General features: G+C 70.3%; 10 protein-coding genes, 2 tRNA genes and 1 pseudogene. 8 read left to right on the top strand and 5 right to left on the bottom strand.

The window, feature by feature from the left end:
• From H483_RS38275 to H483_RS36150, 4 genes are all read left to right on the top strand, one after another.
• The coding region (locus H483_RS38275; RefSeq protein ID WP_017838276.1) for an antitoxin Xre/MbcA/ParS toxin-binding domain-containing protein at window positions 1-803 on the top strand (803 nt) is incomplete at its 5' end.
• Entirely contained in the window at window positions 800-1447 is a 648-nt protein-coding gene (locus H483_RS38910; protein ID WP_031265224.1) for an RES family NAD+ phosphorylase, read from the top strand. The genes H483_RS38275 and H483_RS38910, both read left to right, overlap by 4 nt.
• Before the next feature lie 525 nt (window positions 1448-1972).
• Complete coding sequence (locus H483_RS0120110; RefSeq protein ID WP_017838274.1) at window positions 1973-3244, top strand: lipase family protein; 1272 nt, start codon at window positions 1973-1975, stop codon at window positions 3242-3244.
• A gap of 2 nt (window positions 3245-3246) precedes the next feature.
• Window positions 3247-4482, top strand: a complete 1236-nt coding sequence (locus H483_RS36150; protein ID WP_017838273.1) for a S9 family peptidase — start codon at window positions 3247-3249, stop codon at window positions 4480-4482.
• A 29-nt stretch (window positions 4483-4511) separates the two neighbouring features.
• Here H483_RS36150 and H483_RS36145 read toward each other — a convergent pair whose 3' ends face one another.
• From H483_RS36145 to H483_RS36135, 3 genes are all read right to left on the bottom strand, one after another.
• Window positions 4512-5477: a S9 family peptidase gene (locus H483_RS36145; protein ID WP_031265222.1), complete on the bottom strand. Its 966-nt coding sequence runs from the start codon at window positions 5475-5477 to the stop codon at window positions 4512-4514.
• 224 nt (window positions 5478-5701) lie between these two features.
• On the bottom strand, window positions 5702-7498 hold the full coding sequence (locus tag H483_RS36140) for a bifunctional UDP-sugar hydrolase/5'-nucleotidase (RefSeq protein ID WP_017838271.1): 1797 nt from the start codon (window positions 7496-7498) through the stop codon (window positions 5702-5704).
• A gap of 123 nt (window positions 7499-7621) precedes the next feature.
• Window positions 7622-8680 (bottom strand): pyridoxal phosphate-dependent aminotransferase, encoded by a 1059-nt coding sequence (locus H483_RS36135; protein WP_017838270.1) that lies wholly within the window; start codon window positions 8678-8680, stop codon window positions 7622-7624.
• Between the two features lie 105 nt (window positions 8681-8785).
• Here H483_RS36135 and H483_RS36130 point away from each other — a divergent pair.
• Window positions 8786-8877: transfer RNA gene (locus H483_RS36130), tRNA-Ser, on the top strand.
• A 48-nt stretch (window positions 8878-8925) separates the two neighbouring features.
• Window positions 8926-8998 (top strand) — tRNA-Arg (locus tag H483_RS36125).
• A 71-nt stretch (window positions 8999-9069) separates the two neighbouring features.
• Here H483_RS36125 and H483_RS36120 read toward each other — a convergent pair.
• Complete coding sequence (locus H483_RS36120) at window positions 9070-10059, bottom strand: hypothetical protein (protein WP_017838269.1); 990 nt, start codon at window positions 10057-10059, stop codon at window positions 9070-9072.
• Entirely contained in the window at window positions 10059-10403 is a 345-nt protein-coding gene (locus H483_RS36115) for a PadR family transcriptional regulator (RefSeq protein ID WP_031265220.1), read from the bottom strand. The genes H483_RS36120 and H483_RS36115 overlap by 1 nt, the downstream gene beginning before the upstream one ends.
• Window positions 10404-10607: 204 nt before the next feature.
• Here H483_RS36115 and H483_RS36110 point away from each other — a divergent pair, with 204 nt between their 5' ends.
• Together H483_RS36110 and H483_RS39730 are read left to right on the top strand one after the other, a co-directional pair.
• Window positions 10608-11528 (top strand): DMT family transporter, encoded by a 921-nt coding sequence (locus tag H483_RS36110; RefSeq protein ID WP_017838267.1) that lies wholly within the window; start codon window positions 10608-10610, stop codon window positions 11526-11528.
• A gap of 53 nt (window positions 11529-11581) precedes the next feature.
• Window positions 11582-11933 (top strand): annotated as a pseudogene (locus H483_RS39730) (hypothetical protein); the annotation flags it as partial.

Raw genomic sequence — 11933 nt, 5'->3', positions numbered from 1 at the left:
GCTTGTTCAGCAGTCTCCTAGCAGGGGTCGACGAGGCCGCCCGACAGATGATCTACGCGTCTGTTGCGAACATGCCCCACGTGTTGACGGACGGTGAGGCGTCCAGAATCACCGCCACGGTGAGCAAAGCACTCAGTTCGCAGCGCGTCGATCCGTACTTGAGGGCAGCTGACGCGGTGCATTCCTCGGAGTCTGCGGGGGACGTTGAGGCTCTCACCCAGATAGTCGCGGTCATTGCCGACATCATGGACAACGCGCTGCGCGACTCGATGCAGAGTGTGAATGATGCAGTGCTCGACTCGATGCGGCGAGTGCAGCTTGCTCGTACGACCCCGATCAGTCAGCGCGACAGCGACTTCCTCCGTGACCACGCTGGCCTGGACGACCCGTCCATCCTCGACGATTGGTCGGCAGAGAAGGAAGATCAGCGTCGCAGCGAAATCGCTGCGGCCAGCGCAGCGCAGTTCGTGGCAGACACTCTTAGCAGAGAAGAAACGGGAAGGCTGCTCGACGTGGACGACACGAACGTCTCCCGCCGCGCCAAGAAGGGCCAGCTATACGCGATCTACCGCGACGGTAGACCCCGCTTCCCGCGGTGGCAGTTCCAGGGCGGCATGGCCCTGCCGGGACTCGCCTCAATCGTTGCCTGCCTTGAGCGGCTCGAGTTGGACCCGGTGTCTGTCGCCACGTTCATGGCTCGCCCCAACGATGAACTCGATGACCACAGGCCCGTCGACTACCTCGCCGCCGGCGGCGATTCGGAAGCAGTGGTTGCGCTCCTTGACGCCTGGGCCCGCGCTTGACCGGCAGATCGAAGGTCCCCCGGCGCCCCAGTCGTCCACTAAGTTGGGACGCCTCCGACGTTCTCACCCGCGACGTCGACCAAGTGCTGTGGCGGATCCACAAGACCCGCGGCGCGTATCCCACCGCTTGGAACAATTACCGCACCGTCGGGCCCCTGCCCGGACTAAGGTGGGATCCCCACCCGCCCGGCAAGCCCGCAAACCACCACGGCTGCGGAGTCCTCTACGCCGCCTACGACCCGGACACCTGCCTCGCCGAGGTGTTCCAAGCCGGTAACCGGATCGACACCACCGGCTCCAGCCCCTACGCCACCGCCTGGTTCCCGACTCGCCCCCTACGCTTACTCAAGCTCACGGGGGATTGGCCGATGCGGATGGGCGCTGCTCACGCACTTCTGTCCGCCCCACGTTCAACGTGTAGGAACTGGGCCCACGCCATCTGGGACGCATCCCGGACCTCGAACCATCCTATCGATGGACTCGAAGTGCGATCCACCGTGACCGGCAAGAACATGCCCGTTCTGTTCAGCCTCAGCCAAGGCGCGCTGCCCGCGGCCTCCGACTTCACGTCACCGCTGGATGGGCCGAAGGTACTCACCCTCGTGGACCACTTCGCCGACCGCTATCAGTGGACCGTCACCTGACTGTTCTCTGGCGCGGGCCTGCCGGCAACGACACGGAGCACCTGCAGGGTCCCCGCCGCCGCTCGGCCGCTGTCCGCGCCATAGGGGCGGATCGGTTTGCTGCAGCACGAGTGGAGGGGCCATCCCGATTGCGCCGTCAGCAGCCGCGAAGACTAGTGAGTCACGCCCAGAGACTTCGGCGGGGGCATCAACGTCGCCGTTTGAGAACGTGCGGAGATGACGCCCGACTCTCGGAGTCGGGGGCTAGCTTGCGGGCTGCCTGGGCGACCGAGTGCGGAGCACAAGGGAGTGCCTGGTGTTCAATCTGCTGGATGCGCAGAACACCGGAGTGCGAACACTTTCCCGATCCATGCCGGTGCTCGTGAAAAGGCGAGCAGGCCGAATAATCACCTGTTTACACGCAGGGGTCCTGCTGGGATGATCTGAGAGATCTCGCAGTGAGAGTGGGGCCGTCCACCGCCGTCGCACGGCGACCCGGCCTCACGACCACATCCTCTGAGCGCGACGAACCGCCGGGAGTGCGCCATGGTCGGCACGAGCACCGCCATCCGTCAGATGCGTGGGGGTGCCGCGTGCGCCCTCATCCTGTTCCTCCTGGTCTTCGCCGGCGTCGGCGCCGGAGCGGGAGCGGCCGGAGCTCAGTCCGCGGCCCCGCCACCGGTGCCACTCCCGTCGGCCGACCCGTTCTACACCCCGGACGGGCCGATCGCCGATCTCGCGCCGGGAACGGTGATCGAGAGCAGGACCATGACCTACGGTTCGCTCGAACTCGCCACACCGCTCACCAGCACCCAGGTCCTCTACCGGACCACCGACCAGGCGGGAGCCCCGAGCGCCACGGTCGCGACGATTCTCAGGCCCCTGGTACCGGGACCCCCGAGGGTGATCTCCTACCACATGGCCTACGACGCGTTGGGCTCCGAATGCGACCCCTCCTACACCCTGACCGGGAACGGTGCCCCCGGCCGGGCGGCCATCGCGGAGCAGGGCGTGATCGGCGGGTATCTCGCCGCCGGCTACACCGTCGTCGTTCCCGACTACGAGGGACCGGACCTCGAGTGGACGATCGGGCGCCAGTCCGGCTACGCCGCCCTGGACGGTGTCCGCGCCACCATCGACCACCTGGGACTGCCGGCCTCGACGCCGGTGGGGCTGGCCGGATACTCAGGCGGGTCCGTCCCCACCCAGTGGGGTGCCGAGGTGGCGCCGACCTACGCCCCGGAACTCAACATCGTCGGCGCGGCCGCCGGAGGGCTCCCCGTCAACATCGCACACAACCTGCCGTACGTGAGCGGGAGCGCCACCTGGGCCGGGGTGATCCCCGCGCTGGTCGTGGCCTATCAGCGAGCGTATGCGATCGACACCGACAGTTTCCTCTCGGACTACGGCCGCCAGCTCGTCGAGACCGTCAGCTCGCAGTGCATCGACGCCTTCGCCGCCGACTACCCCGGACTCACCGACGCGCAGATGGTCCGCGCCCCGTACACGTCCCTGCTCGACATCCCGGCGGTCGTGAGCGCGATCGGGGACAACGTGATGGGCACGGCGGGCACGCCGCGGGTCCCGATGCTGCTCGCCGTGGGCGATGTCGACGGGATCGGCGACTCGGTCATGGTGACGGCGGACGTCGCCGGCCTGGCGTACGAGTACTGCACGCGCGGCGTGGCCGTCACCTACGCGCAGTACGGGGGCCTCGCCCACTCCGAGGCGTTCGCACCCTTCCAGGTGCAGACGGCCCAGTTCCTCTCCGACCGGTTCGCCGGCGTCGCCCCCACCACCAACTGTCAGGGGGCCTGACCATGTCGACCTTCTTCTCCGCCCGGCCCCACCGCGCGCTGAGCGCGGGGTTCTACAAGGATCCCGATTTCGACTACGAGGTGCGGTGCCTGCTCGGGGCGGTCGCCTACGGCGCCGCCGAGGCCGGGGAGGTTCTGGCGACCGTGGACGGGGCCGGCGACGGCGACCACGATCACTGGTTCCACGCCTGGCACGACCTCGGGAGCAGGGTCCACGCCGCGGCGGACCGGGAGGCGGCGGCCGGACGGACGGTGACCGCGTCAATGGCGTACCTGCGCGCGTCCACCTATCTCGCGGTGGCGGTGAACGCGGCCAGCGGCCTGCGGGACGAGGGACAGCTGACCTCGACGTTCCGCCTCCAGCGTGCGAGCTGGGAGCGCTTCGTCGACACCACCGACCGCACCATCGAGCGCGTGTCGATCCCCTGGGAGCAGGACACGATGCCCGGATGGTTCCTCCGGCCGTCCACCGACCCCGGGCCCCGTCGGACACTGGTGATGGTCAACGGCAGCGACGGAGCCACCAGCGGGCTCTGGCACAACGGCGCGGCCGGCGCACTCGCGCGCGGATACAACGTGCTGCTCTTCGACGGTCCGGGCCAGCAGTCGATGCTGTTCGAGCGTGGGATCGGCTTCCGCCCGGACTGGGAATCGGTCCTCACCCCCGTCGTCGACGTCCTCCTGGGCCGCTCCGACGTCGACCCCGGGGCGCTGGCCGTCTACGCCATCAGCCAGGGCGGCTACTGGGTGTCGCGGGCGCTGGCCTACGAACACCGCTTCGCCGCCGCGGTCGCCGACCCCGGGGTGGTGGACGTGTCGGCGTCGTGGACCACGCACATCCCGTCCAGCCTGATGGCGCTGTTCCGGGCCGGGAAGAAGGAGGCGTTCGACCGCGACATGTCCCTGGGGATGAAGTTCTCCGCCTCGACCGCGCGGACCTGGGCCTTCCGGGCCCGGCCGTACGGGGAGACCGGGTACTTCGACACCCTCGCCGCGGTCCACCGCTACTCGCTGACCACTGATGAGATGTCGGCCATCACCACCCCACTCCTCGTGACCGATCCGGAGGACGAGCAGTTCTGGCCCGGCCAGTCCGAGCGGCTCGCCCAGGGCGCGGGCGGCCCCGCCGAACTAGCCCGGTTCACCGCCGCCGAGGGCGCGAACTTCCACTGCCAACCGCTGGCCCGACAGCTCACCGATGCGCGGATGTTCGGCTGGCTCGACACGGTCCTGAGCTGACCTGACCGACGGCTCGCGCCGGTCCTCGCTCAGGCGGTGGTCTCGTGGAGTTCCGCCGCCGACACGTGGCGGATGATCTCGAGGACCCGCGGGTAGGCGCGGGAGTCCCCGGACACGAGGGATTCGTGGTCCTCGTCGTTGAACAGGACCATCTTGGCCCTCCCCCCGGCGCGGCCGACGGCGTCCACATAGCGCTGGGAGTTCTCGGGCCCCACGGTCACGTCACGGGCGCCGTGCATGGCGACCACCGGGGTGTCGGTGGCGATGTTCTGGATCGGATCGACCTTCGCGTAGCGCTCCGGCACCTCGGCCGGGGTCCCGCCGAGCGCCGTGACGGTCCTGTCGTCGCCATGGGTGGCCGCGTAGACCATGTCCAGAGATCCGGCGATCGAGATCACCCGCGTCGGTCGGAACGCCGGGTTGGCGCCGACCTCGTCGTCGTCCAGCTTGTGTCGGGTGCCGGCCCACACTGCGAGCTGGGCTCCCGCACCGTGCCCCACCACCAGTTCGTCGTCGGTGGTGATCTGCGGGAACTTCTTGTCCACCTCGACCACGTGGTCCAGAGCGCTCGCGACGTCGAGGAACGTGGTCGGCCATCCGCCGCCCGAGCCCACCCGTCGGTACTCGATGTTGTAGACCGCCATCCCGCGGTTGGCCAGCGTTCGGGCGAGCGGATCGAACGAGTCGGCCCTGGTCTGGTCCCGCCACGCCGCGCCGTGGATGAGGACCGCCAGGGGGATGGAGTCGACCCGTTGTTCCCCGGCGGGGAGGTAGAGGTCCGCCCAGTTCTGCTCCGGATCCGCAGTGCCGTGCGTGGGGTACTCGAACCGCTGGACGGTGACCTCGTCGAGCCTCGCCGGAGGGCGAAGGTCGGTCACCACGACCGGCGCCGCGCCGGTGGTCACGCATCCCGACCCCAGCGCCAGGGCCGTCGCCAGGACCACGCCGATCCGCGCGGCTCTCGTGGGGCGGGACCAACGTCGTCGCTGCGGCATGACCACCATTTTCTCAGGCAAAGATCAGAAAGAGTGAATAGCCGACTCGTGCTGGACGCATTAGCCGGTCACCACAATCCGGTGAGGGGCGCCGGACGGCGTGATGAAATCGATCTTAGAATGAGCGGAGCAAAAAACCTAAGGGTTCCCTACCCGGGTACCGGTGACCGCCGGTGGGGCGGCATGTCGGGCCGCGTTCTGGAGGAGGGCGGTGGTCTCCACGCCTACCGGACCACCCGGACCCGCCCGGTGTCCGGCGCGCTCAGGGGGCCCTCGTCGGCGACGTACCGGATGAGCGCGTCGATGTCCGTCAGGCCCGCCTCGCGGCGATCCCCGCGCTCGGCCAGGGGCGAGCCCCTGAACTCGGGAGAGGAGAGGAACTCGTTGACCACGACGGTGTACTCGCGGTCGGGGTCAACGGGCTCGTCGTCGACCAGTAGTTCGGAAACCCTCGCGCCTGCCGGTCGGCGGGTGTCCACGGTGTAGCGCACGTTGGACGAGACCGCCGGGCCGTTGTCGCCGATGTCGTCGACGAAGTGGTCGAATGCCTCTCGCAGTTCCCGACCCGTCACGGTCACCAGGTAGAGGCGGTCGCCGTAGGGCTGGACGGTGTGCAGGGTCGCGTAGTCCAGGGGGCCCTGAGGCAGGTCGGTGCGCAGCGAGTCCGGGTTGGACAGCGCGAGCTGGGCGCCCCGGCCCCGGGTGGCGTGGAGTTGGCAGTCGGCGATCACGTCGGCCAGCGGGGACTCACCGTTGGAGTCCATTCTCCGTGGGATCGTCTCGGTGGCAGAACCGAGGGGCGTGCGAGCCTCTGCGGTCGCCGCGGCGCCGGCCTGGCGCGCAAGTTCCTCGGTGCCCGGGTCGGGGGCGATGTCGAGGTTCACCGTCTGGTTGAACGCAGAGGTCTGGGGACGGATCACGTCGCCGGTGGAGGGATCGATGGCGAGGTCGACTACGGCGACCGACCGGCCGTGGGACGCCGGCGCCACCACGACCCGCTCCTCGTTCTCCGCGTCCCTGACCCGGCAGGTGGCGGGACCGCCCGAGGCGCCGATTATCAGCGCGTCGACCGCGGGGTCGAGGCGTGTGACCAGGTCGAGCTCGGTGAGTTCATCCGGGCAGGCACCGGGATCGAGGTTGCCGTGCACCGTGGTGGACTGCACCAGGCCCACGATCGCCTCCACACCGAGGAACTGCAACGCGTCGACGGCCTCGTTGACCGCTTCGACGGGGTCGGAGAGCCGGGTGGTGGTCTCCGGCGCCCTGTCGGTGGGCACGGTGACCGCCACGATCCCCACGCGCACGTCCCCGATCCGTTGGATCGCGAACGGGAAGGTGGGTGCGGCGTCAGGGGAGGGGATGACGTTGGAGGCCAGGAAGGGGAAGGCCGCACCGCGGAACGGGGGAAGGGGCGGGTCCACACGGCAGTCCTGCTCCGTACGACACCCCGGTCGGACCAGTTCGCGGACGTGGTCGGCGCCCTTCTCCAGCTCGCGCCTCCCGACGCCCGCTCCGTTCACCCCGAGGCGGTTGAAGAACTCGACGGTCGGCCGGTCGCCCAGCAGCGCCGTCTCCGGGGAGGTCCCGCCGATGGAGTCGCCTGTGGCCAGCAGCATCGCGCCGCCGGACTGGTCTCGCAGCTTGCTCACCGTCGCGGCGAGGTGGGACCCTCCGCCCGCCGGCCGCACGTTCCCCGAGCCGTCGCGGAGCTGGCCCTGGAATCCCACCGGCCGGGTGAGCGCGCCGGAGAACTCCCCGATTCCGAGGATCCGCACCGACTGCGTCTCCACCGAAGGAGTCCACGGCCGGCCCGACTCCCCGGGGCGGGCGTCGGCGGCCGGGGCGGAGGCGAGGGTGAGGACCAGCGCGCCGATGGCTGTGATCACCAGCGTGACGAGCCCGGTGTGGCGGAGCGGCGAGGACTCCGGACCGCGGACGTCGACGACTGTGTGTGAACCCGACCACAGGGCGGCCTGGATGGGCGAGGAGTTCACGTTGTCCCATGAACTCTTCCGTCTCATCCGGCTCCTTCGGGTCCCGGCCACGTCACGCGGACACGTGGGACCGCGAGCGGGAGCACCATCGTGCCCCCTCGAACCCCGACCACTGTGCCGGTGCGAGGTCACGGGAGCCCGCCGGAACAGTCACGTTCCGGTCACAAAAGCGCGTGCGGCGTCCAGGAGGCGGTCGTTCTCCACCGGGTCGCCGATCGTCACCCGGACTCCGTCGCCGGCGAAGCACCTGGTGACGACGAGGTGGTCGCGGCAGTGTGCGTCGAACGCGGCCGCGGCGTCACCGAGCGGCAGCCACACGAAGTTGGCCTGACTGTCCGGCACCAGATACCCGAGATCGAGCAGCGTGTCCCGGACCCTCGCCCGTTCGGCGACCACCGCGTCCGTGCGGGAGCGGAGCTCGTCACCGGCCTCGAGGCAGGCGATCCCCGCGGCCTGGGCGAGCGAGCTCACCGAGAAGGGGACGACCATCTTCCCCACCGATGCGACCAGCTCCGCCGGCCCGGTGAGGTAGCCCACGCGCAGGCCCGCCAGCCCGTAGGCCTTGGAGAACGTCCGCAGCGACACGACGTTCGGCCGGGACATGGACTCGGCCACACCGTCGACCGGGTCCTCGGATCGGAGGTACTCGTAGTACGCCTCGTCCAGCGCCACGGTGACCCGCTCCGGGATGCGGTCCAGGAACGCGGTGAGCGCGGCCCGGGAGACCGCCGGACCCGTGGGGTTGTTGGGGGTGCAGACAAAGATGAGCCGGGTCCGGTCGGTCACGGCACCGGCGAGGGAGTCGAGATCGAGCGTGCCGTCGGAACGGTTGGGGACCGCGACGGGGACCGCGTGGGCGATGCGCGCGATGATCGGGTAGGCCTCGAACGATCTCCAGCCGTAGAGCACCTCGTCCCCCGGGGCGCACACCGCCTGCACGAGCTGCTGACACAGCGCGACCGACCCGCACCCCGCCGTGACATTCTCCGACGGGACGCCGAGGAACTCCGACAACCGGGACACCAGCGCGCCGGCGGTGATGTCCGGGTAGCGGTTCGCCCCGGCCGCGGCGTCCGCGATGGCGGCCGCCACGCTCGGCAGCGGTCCCGCGGTGGTCTCGTTGGAGGCCAGTTTGACCGCTCCTGGGACGGAGGCGCCGGGGACGTAGGAGGGGATGGCGTCGAGGTCGCTGCGCACGTCGGGGGACATGCGTACAGAGTAGGACCACCGGATGACGGCGGGGTGTCCGGCCGTTTTGCGCACCGCGCCGACCGGTGTGTACTGTTATCCCTCGTTGGCTCAGCAGAGCCTCCAGGAGGCGTGCCAGAGCGGCCGAATGGGACTCACTGCTAATGAGTTGTCCTCCTTAAAGGGGACCGGAGGTTCAAATCCTCTCGCCTCCGCCATGCCGGAGCACCGGGTGACCGGTTGAACTGGCACGACAGATGAATAATGCGCCCGTAGCTCAATGGATAGAGCACTTGACTACGGATCAAGAGGTTAGGGGTTCGAGTCCCTTCGGGCGCACAGCAGCGGTACCGGCAGCGCCCTCGTCCACGCGGACGGGGGCGTTCGTCGTCCGTCCCCCCGCCGACGACTCACCGGGCCGCGGCCGTGTCCCGCCGATGCGCCCGGAGGGTCTCGACCTGGTCCCAGATCACGATCACCCAGACGGTCGCGACGACACTCCATCGGATCGCCGCGGCCGGCAGCTCGTCCCCGCCGGCCGAGACGAGGTCGGGGTGGATCACCGACTCCTGGGTCAGGACCAGGACCGTGAGGAAGGCGCCGAACACGACGTCGGCGACCACCTCGACGGCCAGTCGCCGCCGGGACCTGCCCGGGCGGGCCAGGCGCCGGATCTGCACCAGCGCCAGCACCCCGATCAGGGCCAGGTAGCCCGCGAGCCAGACGGTGGGGATGTCCGGGTTCACCACCGTCTCGCCGCCGTTGAGGTGTCCGATGTAGAGGAACGTCGACGGCACGAAGGGCACGGCGGCGAGCAGCGCGAGGAGGCTCAACGAGACGATCGCGTCGATGCGGGTGTCCGGCCGGACCCGCGGATGGTCGAGTTCCGACGGGTCCCACGCGGTCGACGTGGTGAAGGGGTTGCGGCCCCCCTCGGGCGTGGTCCGCTCGACGATCACCACGAGCAGGGTCCAGGCCGCGAACGCCCACAGCAGGGCGGACACCACCCCGCTGACGACCTCACCGATGAGGCCGCCCAGTTCGGCCTGTGGGGCCGTCACCACGTAGACGATCGCGCTCGTGAGCGCCGCCAGGGCGCCGACGATCGGCATGAGCCAGCGCAGGACACGCAGCCACGCCGGGTAGACCTCGGGCCCGATGAGGTAGTGCCGTGCGCCCGAGTAGCGACGCGCCAGCGCGGCGGGGTCACCGAGCCGACCGAGCACGGCGCGCTCGATCGAGTCGGGGTCGGGGGCCGCGGCGCCGTCGCCGTGCCGGTCGAGCTCGGCCGCGACCATGTCGTCTATGGTCGCGGCGATCTCGGCGGAGATGTCGTCGCTCGTGCTGTCCGGCAGCCGCCGGACCACCTCGGCGATGTAGCGATCGGTCAGTGTGGACATCACGTCTCCGCCTTCCGCAGATCGGTGTAGGAGGCGCCCAGCGCCTGCCATTCGGAGTGGAGCAGCTCGGCGGTCTGGGCACCGAGCGCGGTGGTCTCGTAGTACTTGCGGGGTCGGGGTTCCTCCGTCCGCCACGTGGAGGTGAGCAGCCCCTGACCCTCCAGGCGGCGCAGCAGTGGGTAGAGGGTGTTGGCCTCGGTCGAGATCCCGGCCTCGGCCAACGTGGTGAGCAGGGCGTACCCGTAGCGCGGTCGCATGCAGGCCAGCAGGCTCGCCAGCACCACCGAGCCGCGCCGGAGCTCCTGCAGGTGGGTTCCCAGCACCGCGTCCACGCCGTCACTCATGCCTTACACGGTACTGTGTGGCACACAGTATGGGAAGAGTGCGCCGCACAGGCACCCGGCTCGAGGCCGGAACGGTGATCGTCGGCGTGGGGGGACGCCCGCCCGCCGCGGCCCCCGCCCCCGCGGCCGATGTCGTGCGCGGGGGTCGGGGGTGGGGCCGACGGTACGACGACGACGAGACCGGCCGCTTCGTAGGCTGTGCCGATGTCCCAGCCCGCTCGAGATGCGCTCCGCCGCAACGCCGGCCATCTGGCGTCGGTGGCACTGGTGATCATGTGGAGTTCGGGCTATGTCGGCGCGGAGCTCGGGACCCGGACCGGTGGGACCTCGCTGCAGCTGCTCGGCTGGCGGTTCTCGATCCTCGGGCTCCTGCTGCTCTCGGTCTGCCTCGTGCTCCGGGTGCGGTTGACCGACCGGAGGGCGTGGGCGCGGCAGGCGGTGCTGGGTCTGTTCAGTCAGGCCGTGTTCCTGTTCATGATCTTCGAGGGTGTCGCCCGCGGCGTCGACGGCGGGACGGCGGCGCTGATCGCGGCGCTGCAGCCACTACTCGTGGCGACGGTCGCGGGCAGGTTCCTCGGGGAACGGACCACACCGGTCATGTGGATCGGCATGCTGCTCGGAATGGCGGGCGTCGTGGTGGTGGTCTCGGGCGGCCTGGGTGCAGGCAGCGCCCCGTGGTGGGCCTACCTGTTCCCGGTGGCCGGGATGCTGAGTCTGGCCACGGGGACGGTCCTCACCCAGCGTCTCAGGCCCACGGAGACCCTGCTCCAGTCCATCACCATGCAGTCGGTCGTCGCGGCGGTGGCCCTGGTCGCCGCGATGCTGCTGGCCGGGCAGGGCGCGGTGCCGGCCGAGCCCGAGTTCTGGGTGGCGGTGGCCTGGCTGGTGTTCCTCTCCACGCTCTGCGGGTACGTCCTCTACGTGTTCGTCACCCGCACCAGGGGCGCCACGGTGGCCAGCGTCCTGCTCTACCTCACCCCGCCCACCACCATGGTGTGGGTGTGGCTGATGTTCGGGGTGCCGATCACTCTTCTCGCGGTGGTCGGTATGGCGGTCAGCGCGGTCGGCGTGATCCTGGTGCTGCGGTCCCGGGCAGCGGCGCAGGCCCAGCGCGACCGCCGGTAGGGCTCGGCAGGGAGCCTGTGGACGGGGCGGCCCGGACGGGAGACTATTCAGGGGTGAACCCGGAACAGCCCGACCACGTCCAGCGCATGCTCGCCGACCTCGACGCGAGGCTCGGGCGGATCACCGCCGAGGTGGCGGAGGTACGGAGCGGGCTGGCGGCGCTCGGTCGGCAGACGCGGCCAGTGCAGCCGACCCAGCCCGTGCCGCCCGGGCAGCCGACCCCGTCCGTGCCGCCCGGGCATCCGGCCCAGCCCGCCCCGGGGGCGACTCACCCCGACCCCCGCCCCGCCAACGCGCAGCCCTCCGGCCCCGGGCGGGATTCGGTGTGGCGAGCAGGAGCCCCGCAGGCCGGTGGCCCCGCGCTCGGCGGGTACCGCCCTGCCGGCCCGGTGGACGGGCCCCGCC

Source organism: Dietzia sp. UCD-THP (genome assembly GCF_000349585.1).
Taxonomy (GTDB): Bacteria; Actinomycetota; Actinomycetes; order Mycobacteriales; family Mycobacteriaceae; genus Dietzia; species Dietzia natronolimnaea_A.
This window is presented reverse-complemented; position numbering and strand designations above follow the sequence as displayed.

Coding starts and splice junctions, on each gene's coding strand:
- H483_RS36120 (WP_017838269.1), bottom strand. CDS start 10,059: ATGTCCACACTGACCGATCGCTACATCGCCGAGGTGGTCCGGCGGCTG.
- H483_RS36150 (WP_017838273.1), top strand. CDS start 3,247: ATGTCGACCTTCTTCTCCGCCCGGCCCCACCGCGCGCTGAGCGCGGGG.
- H483_RS36115 (WP_031265220.1), bottom strand. CDS start 10,403: ATGAGTGACGGCGTGGACGCGGTGCTGGGAACCCACCTGCAGGAGCTC.
- H483_RS36140 (WP_017838271.1), bottom strand. CDS start 7,498: ATGAGACGGAAGAGTTCATGGGACAACGTGAACTCCTCGCCCATCCAG.
- H483_RS36145 (WP_031265222.1), bottom strand. CDS start 5,477: ATGCCGCAGCGACGACGTTGGTCCCGCCCCACGAGAGCCGCGCGGATC.
- H483_RS36135 (WP_017838270.1), bottom strand. CDS start 8,680: ATGTCCCCCGACGTGCGCAGCGACCTCGACGCCATCCCCTCCTACGTC.
- H483_RS36110 (WP_017838267.1), top strand. CDS start 10,608: ATGTCCCAGCCCGCTCGAGATGCGCTCCGCCGCAACGCCGGCCATCTG.
- H483_RS0120110 (WP_017838274.1), top strand. CDS start 1,973: ATGGTCGGCACGAGCACCGCCATCCGTCAGATGCGTGGGGGTGCCGCG.